The organism is Acidovorax sp. LjRoot118, from assembly GCF_964253575.1.
Classification (GTDB): Bacteria; Pseudomonadota; Gammaproteobacteria; order Burkholderiales; family Burkholderiaceae_C; genus Acidovorax.
Window position 1 is genome coordinate 1645624 of sequence record NZ_CAXURB020000001.1, and the last position, 16876, is coordinate 1662499.

Genomic DNA, 16876 nt, shown 5'->3' on the forward strand with positions numbered 1-16876 from the left:
CCTAATTTTTTGTCCGCCCCCTGTTCTTTACCTGTTACCTGAAGGAGTCCACCATGTTCAATTCCCTGCAAAACCCCCTGGCCCTGGCCTCGCGCCTGCTGCTGGCTGCCCTGTTCCTGCCTGCCGGCATCGGCAAGCTCACCGGCTTTGCCGGCACCGTGGGCTACATCGCCTCCGTGGGCCTGCCCATGCCCACCGTAGCGGCAGGCCTGGCCGCCGCCGTGGAAGTGCTGGGCGGCCTGGCGCTGGTCTTCGGCTTCGGTACCCGGTTTGCCGCACTGGCCCTGGCGTTCTTCACGCTGGTCGCCAGCTTCTTCTTCCATGCCTACTGGGCACTGCCGGCCGACAAGCAGATGATGCAGCAGCTGATGTTCTTCAAGAACGTGGGCGTGACCGGCGGCCTGCTGGCCCTGGCGGCCTTCGGCGCCGGTGGCTGGAGCGTGGACGCACGCCGTTCTTCCAACTGACGTCGCCATCCTGCGGCATGATGGCGTTTTAACGTTGCAAGGAACCGCCGCATGCTGCAGATCGCTGTCGTCTACCACTCGGGCTACGGCCATACCCAGCGCATGGCCCAGGCCGTGGCCGATGGCGCGGGTGCGCAGCTGATCGCCATCGATGCGGACGGCAGCCTGCCCGAAGGCGGCTGGGAAACCCTGGCCGCCGCCAGCGCCATCATCTTCGGCTCACCGACCTACATGGCTGGGCCCAGCTGGCAATTCAAGCGCTTTGCCGACGCATCGTCCAAGCCCTGGTTCAGCCAGGCCTGGAAGAACAAGCTGTTCGCCGGCTTCACCAACAGCGCCGCCACCAATGGCGACAAGCAGATCACGCTCGACTACCTGTTCCACCTGGCCATGCAGCATGGCGGCCTGTGGGTGGGGGCGGGCGTGCTGCCATCGAACTCCAAGGCCGCCACGCGCAACGACGTGAACTGGCTGGGCGCTTACAGTGGTGCCATGGCGCAATCACCTTCCGACGCTTCGGCCGGCGAGATGGCGCCGGGCGACCTGGACACAGCCCGTTTCCTGGGACAGCGTGTGGCCGAGCTGGCTGCACGCTTTAAGTGAAGCACCCCCTGTGTCGCTTCGCGCCTTCCCCCTCTCTCGTCTCGCTGCGCGAGCCGGGAGGGGGACGCCCCCAGCGCGGCGGGGCGGCCCTTGCGCGGGGGCACTGGCCTTGGCCGTGCCAATTTCATGCGTCGCAGCTGGCTCATAGCGCAATGAAGAACTGATTCCAACCCCACGACTACAGGAGCCTCCCATGCAACCATGCCATCGTCTTCGCGCCCCGTGCGCTGGAGCACGCTCATGAGCGGCGCATTGCGCCTGTCCGGCCATGCCAAGGACCTGGGCGGCGGCTTCACCGTGCGGCGCCTGCTGCCTGCCGTGCAGTGCCGCTCGGTAGGGCCGTTCATCTTCTTCGACCATTTCGGCCCGGTGTCGGTGGTGCCCGGCGCGGCGCACGATGTGCGGCCCCATCCGCACATCGGCCTGGCCACGGTGACCTACCTGTTCTCCGGCGCCATCATGCACCGCGACAACCTGGGCTACGTGCAGCAGATCGAGCCCGGCGCCATCAACTGGATGACGGCCGGCAACGGCATCGTGCACTCCGAGCGCCGGCCCGAGAGCTTGGCCGACATGACCTATGTGAACCACGGCATCCAGCTGTGGGCCGCGCTGCCGGTGGCGGCCGAGGAGGCCGATGCCTCCTTCGTGCACACGCCGGCCGCTGCCATTCCCGAGGTGCAGGTCGGTGATGCGGTGGTGCGTGTGCTGATCGGAACCGCCTTTGGCCAGACCTCGCCCGTGGCGACCTATGCGCCCACGCTGTACCTGGACGTGCAACTGCCTGCGGGCGGCGTGCTGGAATTGCCGGCGGCCCTGGCGCAGGAAATGGCCCTCTACCCCGTGGATGCCGAGCTGCTGCTCGACGGCGAGCCCTTGCCCGACCACACCCTGGCGGTACTGCCCGCAGGTGCTGCGGCGGCGCCCGTGCGGCTGCAGGCCGGCGACAGCGCCGTGCGCCTGATGGTCATCGGTGGCGACGCGCTCGACGGGCCGCGCCACATGTGGTGGAACTTCGTCTCCAGCCGCAAGGAGCGCATCGTGCAGGCCGCCGGGGACTGGGAAGCAGGCCGCATGAAGGTGGTGCCAGGCGAAACGGAATTCATCCCGCTGCCGGAGCACCGTTTCCGCGCGGATTGAGCAAGGGTCCACTGAAACCGAGAAATCGGCGCCGATTTCTCGGTTTCAGTGGACCAGTCAGGCCCCTTCAGGCTTGTCGGTGGACAGGTCGGCCGCCAGCACCCGGCGCTCGTCGAAGACGAAGCAGCCGCCGTGGTAGTGGGCGCCATCGGTTTCCTCGAAATACTTGAGGATGCCGCCTTCGAGTTGGTAGACATGCGGCAGGCCTTCCTCGCGCATGAGGATGGCGGCCTTCTCGCAGCGGATGCCGCCCGTGCAAAAGCTCACCACCGTCTTGTCGGCGAGTTCCTCCTTGTGGGCACGCAGGGCCGGGGGGAACTCGGTGAACTTGTCGATGCGCCAGTCGATGGCGTTGTCAAATGTGCCGTGGTCGACCTCGAAGGCGTTGCGGGTGTCTAGCGTCACCACCTCGCGGCCTTCGTCGTCGTGGCCCTGCGCCAGCCAGCGGTGCAGCGTGGCCGGCGTCACCGCCGGGGCGCGGCCTGTGGAGGGCTGGATGGTGGGGTGGTCCATGCGGATGATCTCGCGCTTGACCTTGACCAGCATTTTGCGAAAGGGCACCGTGTCCGACCAGCTCTCCTTGGGCGCCAGGTCGGCAAAACGGGCGTCGGTGCGCAGCGCATCCACGAAACCGCGCACCGCTTGGGCCGGGCCCGCCAGGAAGAAGTTGATGCCTTCCTCGGCCAGCAAGATGGTGCCCTTGAGCTGCGCCGCAGTGGCGCGCTCGTGCAGCAGGTCGCGCAACGCATGCGCATCGGGCAGCGGCACGAATTGGTAGCAGGAGATGTTGAGGACGTCGTTCACGGCGATGGCCTGTTTACACGGGTTCTGGGAAAGGAGTGTTCTGCCGGGGGCGACTCTCCGGACGGGCGCGGTTACGGCCTGATTGTCGCGCTGCTGCCGGCCCCTGGCCTGTAGCCTGGCGGGTTGCCCGCCAGGTTCCCTCAGGGGGCGGGTACCAGCAGCGTGGTCTCGATCTTGTTGGCCAGCTGGGCGATGGCCAGCGACGCCGGGCAGCCCGGCGTGTTGAGCAGCAGCAGCTGGCGGCGCATCACGGCGTCGCGCACCGACGGGTCGGCCGGGATGTCGCCCATGTGGATCAGCCGCACGCCGCGGCCGGTCTCGGTGCTGACGAAGCGGTCCAGCACCTGCTGCAGCTGGCTGGTGATGGCCCGGCCATCGCCCGGGCGGGCGGCCTGGTTGATCACCATGCGCACATGCTGGCGCTTTTGCTGCATGGCCAGCACCTTGATGGCGGCGTAGGCGTCGGTCAGCGAGGTGGGCTCGGGCGTGGCCACGATCAGCACCTCGGAGGCCAGCGAAATCGAGAACAGCACCACGTCCGAAATGCCGGCGCCGGTGTCCAGCAGGATCACGTCGTAATTGGGCGCCAGTGCCTGGATCACATTCAGGAACTGGTTGCGCACCTCGGGCGTGAGGCGCGAATACTCCACCATGCCCGAGCCGGCCAGCAGCACCGAGAAGCCGCCGGGCGCCTGGATCACGGCGTCTTCCAGCAAGGCCTTGCCGGTGAAAACGTCGTGCAGGGTGATCTTGGGGTGCAGATTGAGCACCACGTCCAGGTTGGCCAGGCCCAGGTCGGCGTCGAGCACCAGCACACGCTGGCCGCGCCGCGTGAGCGCTGCCGCGAGGTTGGCCGACACGAAGGTCTTGCCCACGCCGCCCTTGCCGCTGGTGATGGCAATGATGCGCGCACCAGTGGCCGCCGCGCCGGGAGGGCGTCCGGGCGAGGGGGGGGCGTCGGAGGATGTGGGTGGGGGGGACAGCGCGTCGCTCATCTTCTAACTTTCAGTTGGCGCTGCCTGTTGGGTCCAGCGGGGGCAGATCGCCCCAGCCCGAGGGGGTGTACAAGGGGCCGAACAACAGGCTCTTCTCTTCGGCACTGACGGTGCTGTCGGGCTGCTCTTCGATGCTCACCCGGTTGCGGCCCGACGATTTGGCCTGGTAGAGCTGGTGGTCGGCCCGGTCGGTCCACAGCAGGGTGGTCGAACGGATCCATTGCAGGGCGAAGGCCCCGCCAACGCTCACCGTGACATTCAGTTCCACGGAGGGCGAGATTCTGACAGGTGTGTTGGCCACGGCACGGCGGATGCGTTCTGCCACCACCTTGCCAAACGCGGCCTGGCAGGCGGGCAGCACCACCGCGAACTCCTCGCCGCCGTAGCGTGCCAGGGTGTCCATGGGGCGCACGCAGGCGCTCAGGGTGCGTGCCACCGACTGCAGCACCACGTCACCGGCCAGGTGGCCATGGGTGTCGTTGACCGCCTTGAAGTGGTCGATGTCCAGCATCAGCAGCAGGGCCGCCTCGCCCGAGCGCGTCACGCGGTCGATCTCGCGCTCGAGCACGGCGCGAAAATGCCGACGGTTGGCCAGCCCGGTAAGGGGGTCCTTGAGGGAGAGTTCGCACAGACCGTCGATCAGGCCCTGGAGGTAGCGCGACGGTGCCTCGCGTTGCAGGGAGGCTTCGCTGCCGGCCGCCTGCGCCACGAGGGCGTGTGCAATGTCCAGACGCAGATCGCGCAGGTCTACGAGATGAGAGGCCGCAGAGTCAGACACAAATGGATAAGGCAGAGTTCGTTGAGTGTAGCAGCGGGACGGCGCAAAAAATGCAGCTTCGGGGCGGGCCGTGGGGTGATACGGCTCAGGTGGCTGCACCCTCAGGGTCGGGCGGTGGTATCTGCTGCAGCGCCTGCAGGGCCTCGGCGTCGGTGCGGTACATCTGCAGCCCCGGGCCGGGTTCGAGCAAGCCGGCGCGGCGCAGCACCTGGTCCACCGGCAGTTTCATGCCGCTCACGTGCAGTATGCCGCCACGCGCCTGCATCAGGGCGCGCAGCGCGGCAAAGGTCTCCACGCCGGTGATGTCGATGCGGTTGATGGGCTGGGCCATGAGGCACAGGTGGACGATGGCGGGGTCGGCGGCCAGGTGGTCGATCACATGCCGCTCCAGCGCGCTGGCCGAGCCGAAATCGAGCTCCGCATCCATGCGCAATGCCAGCAACTGGGGGGCCAGGGGCGGCAGGTGCCACAGGTGGCGGTCGCGCAGGCTGCCATCGGGGTGCAGGCCGACCTCGATGATGCGCGGGTGCAGGCGCTGGTACAGAAAGTGGCTCAGGTTCATCACCAGCCCCACCAGCACGCCCCAGTACATGCGCGGTGCGGTGGCCAGCGTCAGCGCAAAGGTCACGCCGGCCATCACAGCCTCGACACGCGAGATGCGCCACAGGCGCAGCAGGGTGGCGGGCTTGATGAGGCTGGTTACCGCCGTGACCACCACGGCCGCCAGCACCGACTGCGGCACGTGGTAGAGCGCCGGAGTGAGCCACAGCAGCACCACCAGCACCAGGGCGATGGCGAACACCGTGGCCCAGCCGGTGCGGGCACCGGCATACAGGTTGATGGCCGAGCGCGAGAACGAGGCGCTGGTGGCAAAGCTGCCGCACAGGCCGCTGCTGATCTTGGCCAGGCCCTGGCCGATCAGGTCCTGGTTCTCGTTCCAGCGCTCGCCCGAGCGCTGGCTCTCCACCTTGGCGCTGGAGGCGGTTTCGAGAAAGCTCACCAGCGTGACCACCAGCACCGGCATCACCAGTGCGGAAAACTGCGACCAGGACAGCAGGCCCGGCCAGTACAGGGACGGCAGCCCCTCGGGCAGCGTGCCGACCACCGAGCCGCCACTGTCGGCATAGCCCAGCGCCCAGCTCAGCGCCCCGGCAGCACCCACGACCACGATGGCGGCCGGAAAGTTCGGGCGCCAGCGCCGGGCCAGCACCAGCAGCGCCAGGCTGCCCAGGCCGAAGGCGGCAGCCACCAGGTCGAAATGGCCCAGCGACGGCGTGGACCACAGGGCGCCGAGGTCCGAGCGCAGGCCGGTGAAGGCGCGCAACTGGGAGGCCAGGATCAGCAGCGCGGCCGCCTGCGTGAAGCCGCTGAGCACGGGCGAGGTCACCAGGTTCAGCAGCCAGCCAAAGCGTGCCATGCCCATCACCAGCTGCAGCAGGCCCGAGAGCAGGGCCATCCACGCCGCCAGGGCCACCCACTGCGCGCTGCCGGGCTCGGCCAGCCCGGTCAGGGAGGCGCCGATCAGCAGGCTGGTGAGGGCCGTGGGCCCCACGCCCAGCCGGGTGGAGGAGCTGAACAGCACGGCCACCAGGGCCGGGATCAGCGAGGCGTAGATGCCGGTCACCAGCGGCATGCCGGCCAGGGCCGCATAGGCCACGCCCTGTGGCACCAGCATCAGCCCCACGGTCATGCCGGCAGAAAACTCTCCTTTGAGCAGGCGGCGGTCGGGGCGGGGCCAGGCGAGAAACGGAAACCAGCGGGACAGGGAGGGCAAGGAAGGCATGGCCCCGATTGTCGCGCGCTTGTGCGGGCTGCCTGGCGTCCTACAGCCACTTCGGAGCTATCCGACCCTGTGCGCGCGTCGGTTTGCCTAAAGTACGAAGCATGTTTCAACCCGCAAGGAGCTTTCCCATGAACACCGCAACTACCGCTCAGCGCCCCCTTCACCGCATCGCCAGCGTGCTGGCCGTCAGCGCTTTGGCGCTGGGTCTGGCTGCTTGCAGCAAGACCGAAGACGCCACCGTGGGCCAGCGCCTGGACTCGGCCGTTGACCGCACCGAGCAGGCTGCCACCGAAGCCCGCATCAAGGCCGAGAGCGCCATGCAAAGTGCCGGCAACAAGATGGAGCAAGGCTCGCAAACCGCGATGGAAAAAATCGATGACGCGACCATCACCGCCCAGGTGTCCGCCGGCCTGGCCAAGGATCCTGACCTGAGCGCCATCAAGATCAATGTGGATACTGTCAATGGCTCCGTGACGCTCAACGGCCCCGCCACCACGCCTGCCGCCAAGGAGCGTGCCGAGACGATTGCCACCGCCGTGAAGGGCGTTACCTCGGTCAATAACCAGTTGACCGTCACACCGAGCTAAGGCACAGCCGTACCTGACGGCTTGCACCGGGCCCCGGGACTGTAAAGATACCGGACCCCACGCGCACCGGGCAGGGATGGACTTGCGACCCGCCAGTCGGGCAGCGAGCAGGCTGCCTCCTTCATCTTCATTGCGAGGACTGGCATTCGAAGACCGCCCAGGCAAGTGATGCGTGCAATGCAAGCCATCGGCCATGCCCTGGCCTTTGCCCGCCCCCGAACAGGGGCCATGGCAAAGGAGCCGCGCCGCACAAGGTGACCATTGTGCGGCGCGCTACCATTGGCTGCATGCAAGACCATGCCACCGACATCGCCTCCCGCCTCGTCCACCACGATTACCTTCCGCCTGCGGGCTTTCAGGCCCCCCAGACTGCCGTCTACAAGGCCTCGACCGTGATCTTCCCCAACGTGGCCGCCATGCGCAGTCGCGAGTGGAAGGACAAGAGCGGCTACACCTACGGCCTGCACGGCACCCCCACCACCTTCATCCTCGAAGAGCGCCTGTGCGCCCTGGAGGGTGGCCTGCAGTGCCTGTTGGTCCCGAGCGGCCTCGCAGCGATTGCCAATGTGGCACTGGCGCTGCTCAAGCCCGGCGATGAACTGCTGATTCCCGACAATGTCTATGGCCCGAGCAAGGACCTGACCCACGGCGAGCTGCGCCGCTTCGGCATCACGCATGCGGTCTACGACCCGCTCGATCCGGCCGATCTGGCCGCGCGCATCACGCCTGCCACCCGCCTGGTCTGGCTTGAAGCGGCCGGCTCGGTCACCATGGAATTCCCCGACCTGTGCGAGCAGGTGCGCATTTGCCGCGCGCGCGGCGTCACGACGGCGCTGGACAACACCTGGGGCGCGGGCCTGGCGTTCGCGCCGTTCGACCTGCTGGGCGACGGCAGCCTGGGCGTGGACATCTCGGCCCACGCCCTCACCAAGTACCCCAGCGGCGGCGGTGACGTGCTCATGGGCAGCATCGTCACGCGCGACGAGGCGCTGCACATGCAGCTCAAGCTGACCCACATGCGCCTGGGCCTGGGCGTCGGTGGCAACGATGCCGAGGCGGTGTTGCGCTCGCTGCCCAGCATCGGCCTGCGCTACCGCGCGCACGACGAGGCGGCGCGCTCCCTGGCGTCCTGGATGCAGGGCCAGCCCGCCATCGCCCAGGTGCTGCACCCGGCATTGGCCGGTGCGCCGGGCCATGACCACTGGAAGGCGCTGTGCGGCGCAGCCTATGGCGGTGCGGGCGCGGCGGCCGGCCTGTTCAGCGTGGTGATCGATGCGCGCTTCGGCCAGGACCAAGTCGACGCCTTCTGCGACGGCCTGCGCCTGTTCAAGCTGGGCTACAGCTGGGGTGGGCCCATGAGCCTGGTGGTGCCTTATGCGCTGGCGCGCATGCGCGGGCGGCCCACGGCGCACCTGAAGCCCGGGACGCTGGTGCGGTTTTCCATCGGCCTGGAGGCGGTGGACGACCTGCGCCAGGACCTGCAGCAGTCCCTGCAGCGGGCCTTTGCCCCCGCTTGACGGGCGCGGGGGTATGTCGGCAAACACAGGCCTAGCTGTTACAGTGGGCCTCTACTTCAGGAAGCAAACACCTTGGCAACACCCAACTACGGATACGAAAAGCGCCAGCGCGAGCTCGCAAAAAAGCAAAAAAAAGAAGAGAAGCTGCGCTCCAAAACCCAGCGCAGGCCGGATGACCCACAGGGTGACCAGCCAGCCGGTGGCAATGGCGATGGCGCACCGGGCGGCAACCAGCCCACGGGCGCACCAGGCGGCTGAGTCTTTGACCGCCGTGTCCGGCACCCTGCCGCGCCGCAATGGCCGCAGGCGGGTCCGGCAGCACGGCGCTCAGCGCAGCAGCTTTTTCAGCTCTGGCCACACGTTGGCCAGCATCTGCGGGTGCGCCTCTGCACGCGGGTGAATGCGGTCTGCCTGGAACAGGCGGGTAGGGTCCGGGCCATCGGCCACGCCCTTGAGGAAAAACGGCACCACGGCCACTTTTTTGGCCTGGGCCACGGTGGTGAACAGGCCGGCAAACCGGTTCGCGTAGTCGGTGCCATAGTTCGGCGGCACCTGCATCCCCACCAGCAAGACCTTGGCCCCGGCCTTTTGCGCCGCATCGGTCATGGCGCTCAGATTCTCTTCGGTGTTCTTGAGCGGCAGGCCGCGCAGCGCGTCATTGCCGCCGAGCTCGATCACCACCACGGAGGGCTTGTGCTGGGTCAGCAGGGCGGCCAGGCGCGAGCGCCCGCCCGAGGTGGTCTCGCCGCTCACGCTGGCATTGACCACGCGGCGCCCGATTTTTTCCTCCTGCAGCCGCTTTTCCAGGAGGGCCACCCAGCCCGCGCCGCGTGCCAGGCCGTACTCGGCGCTCAGCGAGTCGCCCAGCACCAGGATGGCAGGCGCGCCTGGCGCGGAAGATGCTTCCGCCTGGGCCCAGGCGGCAGGGGCACAAACCCCTGCCAAACCCAGGATGCCTGCCGAGAGGATAAAGTGGCGCCGATACTGCAGATGTCGAATCAAAGCAAAGAACCTTTCATGTCCGAATCTTCCCCATCGCCCGTGACCCCCATTATTGCCGTCGAGCATGTCTTCAAGTCGGTCACGGATTCGACCGGTACGCTGGACATTCTGCGGGATATCGATTTCCGCCTGGCGCCAAGGGAAACTGCGGCCATCGTGGGCGCCTCGGGCTCGGGCAAGAGCACGCTCCTGTCCATCATCGCCGGGCTCGATACGCCCACGCGCGGCACGGTGCGCCTGGACGGCCATGACCTCTTCGCCATCGACGAGGACGAGCGCGCCGCGCTGCGCGCGCAGAAGGTGGGCTTCGTGTTCCAGAGCTTCCAGCTCATGGGCAACCTCACCGCGCTGGAGAACGTGATGCTGCCGCTGGAGCTGGCCAACCGGCGCGACGCGCGCAAGGCCGCTGCCGACATGCTGGCCCGCGTGGGCCTGGGCCAGCGCCTTTCGCACTATCCCAAGGTGCTCTCGGGCGGCGAGCAGCAGCGCGTGGCGCTGGCGCGAGCCTTCGTGGTGCACCCGGCCGTGCTGCTGGCCGACGAGCCCACGGGCAGCCTGGACTTTGCGACGGGCGAGACCATCATGCAGCTCATGTTCGAGCTCAACCGCGAGCAGGGCACCACGCTGGTACTGGTCACGCACGACCGCGGCATTGCCGCGCGCTGCGAGCGGCGCATCACCATCGATGCCGGGCAGGTTGCTGAAAACTGACCCGGTTTCGGGAAAGAGATACGCATCGGAGCGCCATTGAAGCCATAGCCGAGCGGCTCAACCGATAATCGGGGCATGTCTTCCCCCAAAGTTCTTTTCGGCTTCCACGCCGTGGGCGTGCGTCTGAAGACCGCGCCCAAATCCGTCATCGAGATCTACTACGAGGTCACGCGGCGCGATGCGCGCATGCGCCAGTTCCTCGACCGGGCCCGCGAGGCCGGTGCCCGCCTGATCGAAGCTGACAGCGAGCGAATCGCCAAGCTGGCCGGCAGCCATGGCCACCAGGGCGTGGCGGCGCGGGTGGAGCCCGTGGCCCAGATCACCTCGCTCGACGAGCTGTTGGAGAACCTCGAAGCCGCTGGCGTCGAGAACCCGCTGCTGCTGGTGCTCGACGGCGTGACCGACCCGCACAACCTGGGCGCCTGCCTGCGCGTGGCCGATGGTGCCGGCGCCCATGCCGTCATCGCCCCCAAGGACCATGCCGTGGGCATCAACGCCACGGTGGCCAAGGTCGCCAGCGGAGCGGCCGAGACCATGCCCTACTTCATGGTCACCAACCTGGCGCGCACCCTGGGCGAGCTCAAGGAGCGCAACATCTGGTGCATCGGCACCAGCGACGATGCGCCCAAAACCGTCTACCAGGTGGACTTGAAGGGCCCCGTGGCCCTGGTGCTGGGCGCCGAGGGCGACGGCATGCGCCAGCTCACGCGCAAGACCTGCGACGAGCTGGTCAGCATCCCCATGAAGGGCGCGGTGGAAAGCCTCAATGTGTCTGTCGCCAGCGGCGTCTGCCTCTACGAGGCGCTGCGCCAGAGGACTTGACCGTATGCAGGAGGATCGCCTGGACACCGTGCGCGCCTGGGTGCAGGAGGCCCGGCACATCGCCGTGCTCACCGGCGCGGGCGTGAGCGCCGAGTCGGGCGTGCCCACCTTTCGCGATGCGCAGACGGGCTACTGGGCCCAGTTCCGTGCCGAGGACATGGCCACCGAGGAGGGCTTTCGCGCCCATCCCGAGCGGGTCTGGAACTGGTACCAGCACCGGCGCCAGTTGATGGAGGGCGTGGCGCCCAACGCCGGGCACCTGGCGCTGGCGGCCTTCCAGGCGGCCCACCCGGGGCGGCTCACGCTGATCACCCAGAACGTGGATGGCCTGCACCAGCGCGCGGGCAGCACGGGCGTGCTGTGCCTGCATGGCGATCTGTTCGCCAACCGCTGGCTCGACACGCCGCGCAACTGCTGCCACATCGACGATGCGGTGGCCGGCAGCCCGCCGCATTGCGACCGCTGTGGCAACCGGCTGCGCCCCGGCGTGGTGTGGTTTGGTGAAATGCTGCCGCTGGCCGTGTTCGAGGCCGCTGAGCGGGCGGCGCAGGATTGCGACCTCATGCTGGTCGCCGGCACGGCAGGCGCCGTGTACCCGGCTGCAGGCCTGGCGCGCCAGGCGCGTGCGGCCGGTGCCCGTGTGGTCGTGGTCAACCCCGCCCCCAGCGAACTCGACGATGCCGCAGATGCCGTGCTGCGCGGTACGTCGGCAACCCTGCTGCCGCAGTTGCTGCAAGCCTGATCGGGCTACGCCTGGTTCAGGGGGCATGCCCCAAAATTGTGCGCTTTGTGCGACAGACTGTCGCAGACCGGACAAGTTGTCACGGGCCGTGCCTGTAGCCTGCGCCACCTTTGCACAATTCTCCGGGCACCTTCACACCATGAGCCGTCGTCACTTTCTCCTGCGCGCCACCCAGATGGCTGCGGCCACCAGCCTGCCTGTGTGGGCTTCCACGGCGAGCGCTGCCGAAGAACCGATGTCGGCCAGGCACGTCAACCTGGGCTGCTCCATTGCCCTGACCGGGCCGCTGGGCCAGGCCGGCATCGAGCAGGTGGCGGGCATGAAGGCCGCGTTTGCCGAGCTGAACCAGGCCGGCGGCGTGCACGGCCGCGAGATCCGCATGGACGCCAAGGACGATGCCTACGTCGCCAGCCGCACCTTGCAGAACGTGACGCAGATGCTGGAGGCGCAGTCCATCTTCGCGCTGATCTCGCCCCTGGGAACGGCCAACACGGCCGCCATCCTGCCGCTGATCGAAGGCAAGGGCATTCCCACCGTGGGGCCCATCACGGGTGCGCCCTCGCTGCGCTCGGCCGAGCAGCGCAACGTGTTCTTCGTGCGCCCGAGCTACCGCGACGAAACCCAGCGCCTGGTCAAGCAGGTGGTGGAGATGGGCCTCAAGCGCATTTCCGTGGTCTACCTGGACAACCCCTTCGGCAAGGAAGTGCTCAAGGACATGTCGCGCGCACTCGACGAGATCAAGGTCGAGCGCGCCGGCGAATTCGCCCTGGCGGTGGACGGCAAGAATGGTGCCGAGCTGGCCGAGAAGGTGGCCGCAGAGCGCCCGGGCGCCGTGCTGCTGGCCACCACCGGCACGGCCAACACGGCTTTCGTGCTGCCATTCCGTGCCAAGGCGGCCGGTGTGCCGCTGGCCGGCCTGTCGGTCACGGTGATCTCGTCGGAGCTGCCCAAGCTGGCCGCCGCCACGCGCGGCATGGCCCTGGTGCAGGTGTTCCCGGACGCCAATTCGCAAAAGTCGGTGGTGGTGCGCAAGTTCCAGAGCACCATGAAGGCCACGGGTGCCAATGCCGCCTTCATCAACAGCGGCAGCTCCCTGGAAGGCTGGGTCAATGCCCAGATCATGATCGAAGGCCTGAAGAACGCGGGCAAGGACCTGACCCGCGACAAGCTGCGCAATGGCCTGGCGGGTATCCGCTCGCTCTCGTTCGGCGACTTCAATGTCGGCTTTGGCAGCAAGGCACCCTACGTGGGCTCCGACTCGATCTACCTGGCCATCTACGCCGAGAACGCGCGCCGACTGAGCTGAGCCAAGGCCTTTCCCTGCATGCCTGCGGTCGGCGCACCAAGCGGCTGCGCCAGGCTCACAGGTACCACCGCCACGCCTGCAGCATGCCTTGCGCGGTGGCTTCGCTGCCGGTGAATGCCGCGAGCACGTGCGCCACCTGCGCGCGGCTGCTGGCCTTGAGCTCATAGGTGTCGTCGAGCGCATCGTCGCCCAGGGCCGCCAGGGCGTTGGCCACCGTGGCGATGGCGCCCAGCGCGGTGGGCAGGTCATCGGCAAAACGGTTCGGGTCGTTGAAGTTTCCTCGTCCCGCCATGTCGAACCAGACGCTACCGTCGTTGCGGTCCAGGATGAATGGGTTGGCGCCTTCCTGCGCGATCACCAGCCAGTGTGCAGGCCAGCCCTTGATCGGGTTGTCGGGGTTGCGTGACCAGGCATAGCCGTCCTGCCGTGCCCAGAGCTTGTGCAGCGGCGGCACGTCCACCGGGTTGCCCCCCGCGTTGATGGCGAGGCCCACCGGGCCTACCGACGCATGCCAGGTCTCGCCCCAGGGCCCCACCTCGCGGTAGAAGGCCTCCACGATGGCGGGCAGAGGGAAGGGCCCTTGCCAGTCGCTGGCGGGCTGGGGTTGCAGGTGGCCCCAGGGGGCGAGCAGCGGGCGCAGGCGGTCGAATGGCGCCACCATGGTCACTCCGAATGCACGTCGGTGAAGGCACCGTTGGCGGTGTTGATGTGGACGAGCTGGCTTGGCTCCCAGGGAATCTCGTAGCCCACCGAGCAGGCACTTTGCGTGGCCCCCGGGCCGTGGTCGGGATGCACTTCGATGAAGCAGGGCGTCAGAAAGCCCCAGAGCGTGCCTTCATTCAATGCAACCCCCGGTGGCACCACCTCGCATTCGAGCAGAAAGGCAACGAGCGCCGGGGTGGCGTCGTCGCGGATCTGCCGGGCATTGGCGAGCAAGCGCGAGAAAGCCTGGGCCTGCGCTGCCGTCGGCCCCTGTTTGGCGCCATGCACGCGCAGGGCAAATCCGTCGCCCAGGTGGGCAATGCCGACCGTTCCTTCCCAGACCTTGGACTGGCCTTCGGCGGACAGGGCACCGAAGGGTGCTGCCTGCAGGTTGCGGGTGAACAGGCCCATGGGGTCCTTTGCGGCGGGTGTGGGGGTGCCCAAGTATCCTGCAGGATCCGCGCACTCGGCGATCCTCCCTGCTGCGGTACCGCCTGCAGATACCTGCGGTGCCTGCGGCGAACCCCGTGCCTGCGGTCGTCCTGCACAGGGCGGGGCCTGCCTGCAACCCGCCCGGGGAATATTTGGCTTGGCGTTTTGCGCAAGGCATGCCTAAGATGTTTCAAACGGGGGGCAGGGGGGTGAGCGACGGCCAGGCCCCTTCACGAAAAGGGCTGTATGGCATCTGATTTCTCCGGGGCCTACTGGGAGCACAATCCTGACGCGCTGCTGGTCATCGCGCCGGACGGTGCTGTCCTGCACTGGAACCCGGCAGCGGAAGCCACCTTCGGCTACACCGAGGCCGAAGCCCGGGGCCGCAGCCTCGCGCAACTGATCGTGCCGCCGGACCAGGTACACGACGAGGAGTCGATCTGTGCCGAAGCCCTGCAGTCCGGCGTATCCGTGCACGAGTCGGTGCGCCGGCGCAAGGACGGCTCGCTGGTCCATGTGAACGTGTCCACCCGGGCTGTCTTTGGCGAGGGCGGTCAACTGGCCTACTTTCTGTCAAGCAAGAAGGACGTCACCCAGCTCAAGGTGCTGCGCGATGCCAAGCTGGTCGAGGCGCGCTTTCGCGACCTGCTCGAATCCACGCCCGATGCCATCGTGATGGTCAACGCCACCGGGCGCATCGTGCTCGTGAACTCGCAGGCCGAGCGGGTATTCGGCTACCCCCGGGCCCAGTTGCTGGGGCAGGCGGTCGAGGTGCTGCTGCCCCAGCGCTACCGCAACGCCCACCTGGGGCACCGCAGCGGCTTTTTCGTCCAGCCGCGCACGCGCACCATGGGGGCGGGTCTTGAGCTGTATGGTGTGCGCAGCGACGGCAGCGAGTTTCCGGTGGAAATCAGCCTGAGTCCACTGGAAACGGAAGAGGGCACCATGGTGATGAGCGCCATCCGCGACATCACGGCGCGCAAGAAGGCCGACCAGAAGTTCCGCGACCTGCTCGAATCGGCGCCCGATGCCATGGTGATCGTGGACCGGGATGGGAACATCGTGCTGGTCAACTCCCAGGCCGTCAAATTGTTCGGCTGGGCGCGCGAGGAGCTGCTGGGCCAGCCGATCGAGCTGCTGGTGCCCACGCGCCACCGCGGCCAGCACCCGCGGCACCGAGGGGGGTTCTTCTCCGAGCCGCGCACCCGCTCCATGGGGGCAGGTCTGGACCTGTACGGCCTGCGCAAGGATGGCTCCGAGTTTCCGGTCGAGATCAGCCTGAGCCCGCTGGAGACCGAAGAGGGGCTGTTCGTCTCCAGTGCCATCCGCGACGTGACCGAGCGCAAGCGCTTCGAGCAGGCGCTGCGCGACAAGAACCTGGAGCTGGAGAACGCCGCGCTGGTCAAGGACCGCTTCCTGGCCAGCATGTCGCACGAGCTGCGCACGCCGCTCAATGCCGTCATCGGCTTCACCGGCACCCTGCTCATGCGCCTGCCGGGGCCCCTCAACGCCGAGCAGGAAAAGCAGCTGCGCATCGTGCAGACGGGCGCGCGCCACCTGCTGTCGCTGATCAATGACCTGCTGGACGTGGCCAAGCTGCGCGATGGCAAGCACGTGCTTCAGTGGGAGATGGTGGATTGCTGCGCAGTGGTGGAGGAGGTGGCTGCGACCCTGGGCCCTGATGCGCAGCGCAAAGGCCTGGCCTTCGTGGTGAGCATGCCCGAGCATGCAGTCCTTGTCCGCACCGACCGGCGCGCCCTCGCCCAGGTGGCCATCAACCTGGTGGGCAATGCCATCAAGTTCACGGGCCAGGGTCAGGTGCTGGTGCAGCTCGATGCGCCGGACCCGGCCAGCCCGCGGCTGAGCCTGCGCGTGCAGGACACCGGGCCCGGCATCCCCCTCGTGGACCAGTCGCGGCTGTTCGAGCCGTTTTCCCGGGTGGAGGGTGCCGAGCGGCACCAGGAGGGTTCGGGCCTGGGCCTGCACCTGAGCCGCAAGCTCGCCCAGGCGCTGGGCGGCGACATCACGCTGCACAGCCGGCCAGGCGAGGGCAGTACCTTCATTCTTGATTTGCCGGGAGCCCAGGGATGACCGCCCGCATCCTGGTCATCGAAGACGACGAAGCCAGCCGCATGCTGGTGACTTACCTGCTGGAGGCCGATGGATACCAGGTCTACAGCGCGTCCAACGGGCGCGATGGCGTGCGCGCCGCGCTGGAGCATGGGCCCGATCTCATCCTGTCGGACCTGCAGATGCCGGTCATGGACGGTTACGAGGTGGCCAGGCTGCTGCATGCCGACCCCGGCTGGCGCCGGGCTCCGCTGGTCGCCGTGACGGCTTTTTCCATGCCCGGAGACCGGGAGAAGGCGCTGGAGGTGGGCTTCCAGGACCACATCTCCAAGCCCATCGACCCGGAGCGCTTCGTGCGCCAGGTCGAGGCCTATCTCTCGCCGTCATCGCGGGCGGTACGCCCGCCGCGGTGATC

Annotated in this window: 19 protein-coding genes; 12 read left to right on the top strand and 7 right to left on the bottom strand. The window is 67.8% G+C overall.

Going from position 1 to position 16876, the window contains the following annotated elements:
• The first annotated feature begins 53 nt into the window (after positions 1-53).
• The 3 genes from ACSQ9E_RS07655 to ACSQ9E_RS07665 all read left to right on the top strand — a co-directional run bounded on the left by ACSQ9E_RS07655 (position 54) and on the right by ACSQ9E_RS07665 (position 2210).
• The gene (locus ACSQ9E_RS07655; protein WP_057269733.1) at positions 54-467 is read left to right on the top strand and encodes a DoxX family protein; all 414 of its coding nucleotides are present in this window, start codon (positions 54-56) and stop codon (positions 465-467) included.
• A gap of 51 nt (positions 468-518) precedes the next feature.
• The gene (locus tag ACSQ9E_RS07660; protein WP_057269734.1) at positions 519-1070 is read left to right on the top strand and encodes a flavodoxin family protein; all 552 of its coding nucleotides are present in this window, start codon (positions 519-521) and stop codon (positions 1068-1070) included.
• Positions 1071-1310: 240 nt separating this feature from the next.
• A complete protein-coding gene (locus ACSQ9E_RS07665) occupies positions 1311-2210 on the top strand; it encodes a pirin family protein (RefSeq protein WP_436180159.1) in 900 nt (299 codons plus the stop codon).
• Positions 2211-2267: 57 nt separating this feature from the next.
• Here the strand turns inward: ACSQ9E_RS07665 and ACSQ9E_RS07670 are convergent, their stop codons facing one another.
• The 4 genes from ACSQ9E_RS07670 to ACSQ9E_RS07685 form a co-directional block, all read right to left on the bottom strand.
• A complete protein-coding gene (locus ACSQ9E_RS07670; RefSeq protein WP_057269736.1) occupies positions 2268-3014 on the bottom strand; it encodes a sulfurtransferase in 747 nt (248 codons plus the stop codon).
• A gap of 140 nt (positions 3015-3154) precedes the next feature.
• Positions 3155-4009 carry a MinD/ParA family protein gene (locus ACSQ9E_RS07675; RefSeq protein WP_057203758.1) on the bottom strand — a complete coding sequence of 285 codons (855 nt, stop codon included), beginning with the start codon at positions 4007-4009 and terminating at the stop codon, positions 3155-3157.
• A 10-nt stretch (positions 4010-4019) separates the two neighbouring features.
• Positions 4020-4787 carry a GGDEF domain-containing protein gene (locus ACSQ9E_RS07680; RefSeq protein ID WP_057203757.1) on the bottom strand — a complete coding sequence of 256 codons (768 nt, stop codon included), beginning with the start codon at positions 4785-4787 and terminating at the stop codon, positions 4020-4022.
• 85 nt (positions 4788-4872) lie between these two features.
• Positions 4873-6570 carry a SulP family inorganic anion transporter gene (locus tag ACSQ9E_RS07685; protein ID WP_436217354.1) on the bottom strand — a complete coding sequence of 566 codons (1698 nt, stop codon included), beginning with the start codon at positions 6568-6570 and terminating at the stop codon, positions 4873-4875.
• A 128-nt stretch (positions 6571-6698) separates the two neighbouring features.
• Here ACSQ9E_RS07685 and ACSQ9E_RS07690 point away from each other — a divergent pair, with 128 nt between their 5' ends.
• The 3 genes from ACSQ9E_RS07690 (at position 6699) to ACSQ9E_RS07700 (ending at position 8932) form a co-directional block, all read left to right on the top strand.
• Positions 6699-7157: a BON domain-containing protein gene (locus ACSQ9E_RS07690; protein WP_057203755.1), complete on the top strand. Its 459-nt coding sequence runs from the start codon at positions 6699-6701 to the stop codon at positions 7155-7157.
• Positions 7158-7444: 287 nt separating this feature from the next.
• Positions 7445-8674, top strand: coding sequence for a PLP-dependent transferase (locus ACSQ9E_RS07695; RefSeq protein WP_436217355.1), 1230 nt, complete (start codon positions 7445-7447; stop codon positions 8672-8674).
• Between the two features lie 72 nt (positions 8675-8746).
• A complete protein-coding gene (locus ACSQ9E_RS07700) occupies positions 8747-8932 on the top strand; it encodes a hypothetical protein (RefSeq protein WP_057203754.1) in 186 nt (61 codons plus the stop codon).
• Positions 8933-9001: 69 nt separating this feature from the next.
• Here ACSQ9E_RS07700 and ACSQ9E_RS07705 read toward each other — a convergent pair whose 3' ends face one another.
• Positions 9002-9676 (bottom strand): arylesterase, encoded by a 675-nt coding sequence (locus ACSQ9E_RS07705; RefSeq protein WP_436217356.1) that lies wholly within the window; start codon positions 9674-9676, stop codon positions 9002-9004.
• Between the two features lie 15 nt (positions 9677-9691).
• Here ACSQ9E_RS07705 and ACSQ9E_RS07710 point away from each other — a divergent pair, with 15 nt between their 5' ends.
• The 4 genes from ACSQ9E_RS07710 to ACSQ9E_RS07725 all read left to right on the top strand — a co-directional run bounded on the left by ACSQ9E_RS07710 (position 9692) and on the right by ACSQ9E_RS07725 (position 13257).
• Entirely contained in the window at positions 9692-10387 is a 696-nt protein-coding gene (locus tag ACSQ9E_RS07710; protein ID WP_007859298.1) for an ABC transporter ATP-binding protein, read from the top strand.
• A 75-nt stretch (positions 10388-10462) separates the two neighbouring features.
• Positions 10463-11209, top strand: a complete 747-nt coding sequence (rlmB, locus tag ACSQ9E_RS07715; protein ID WP_007859295.1) for a 23S rRNA (guanosine(2251)-2'-O)-methyltransferase RlmB — start codon at positions 10463-10465, stop codon at positions 11207-11209.
• A gap of 4 nt (positions 11210-11213) precedes the next feature.
• Entirely contained in the window at positions 11214-11951 is a 738-nt protein-coding gene (locus ACSQ9E_RS07720) for an SIR2 family NAD-dependent protein deacylase (protein ID WP_436217357.1), read from the top strand.
• Between the two features lie 139 nt (positions 11952-12090).
• Positions 12091-13257 carry an ABC transporter substrate-binding protein gene (locus tag ACSQ9E_RS07725; RefSeq protein ID WP_428000175.1) on the top strand — a complete coding sequence of 389 codons (1167 nt, stop codon included), beginning with the start codon at positions 12091-12093 and terminating at the stop codon, positions 13255-13257.
• Between the two features lie 55 nt (positions 13258-13312).
• Here the strand turns inward: ACSQ9E_RS07725 and ACSQ9E_RS07730 are convergent, their stop codons facing one another.
• Both ACSQ9E_RS07730 and ACSQ9E_RS07735 read right to left on the bottom strand, forming a co-directional pair.
• Complete coding sequence (locus tag ACSQ9E_RS07730) at positions 13313-13918, bottom strand: hypothetical protein (protein WP_057203750.1); 606 nt, start codon at positions 13916-13918, stop codon at positions 13313-13315.
• Between the two features lie 2 nt (positions 13919-13920).
• A complete protein-coding gene (locus tag ACSQ9E_RS07735) occupies positions 13921-14370 on the bottom strand; it encodes a hypothetical protein (RefSeq protein WP_436217358.1) in 450 nt (149 codons plus the stop codon).
• A 267-nt stretch (positions 14371-14637) separates the two neighbouring features.
• On the opposite strand from ACSQ9E_RS07735, the gene ACSQ9E_RS07740 reads away from it, so the two are divergent.
• Together ACSQ9E_RS07740 and ACSQ9E_RS07745 are read left to right on the top strand one after the other, a co-directional pair.
• Positions 14638-16482 (top strand): PAS domain S-box protein, encoded by a 1845-nt coding sequence (locus ACSQ9E_RS07740; protein ID WP_436217359.1) that lies wholly within the window; start codon positions 14638-14640, stop codon positions 16480-16482.
• Entirely contained in the window at positions 16479-16874 is a 396-nt protein-coding gene (locus tag ACSQ9E_RS07745; protein ID WP_057203747.1) for a response regulator, read from the top strand. Before ACSQ9E_RS07740 ends, ACSQ9E_RS07745 begins: the two co-directional genes overlap by 4 nt.
• Positions 16875-16876 lie beyond the last annotated feature (2 nt).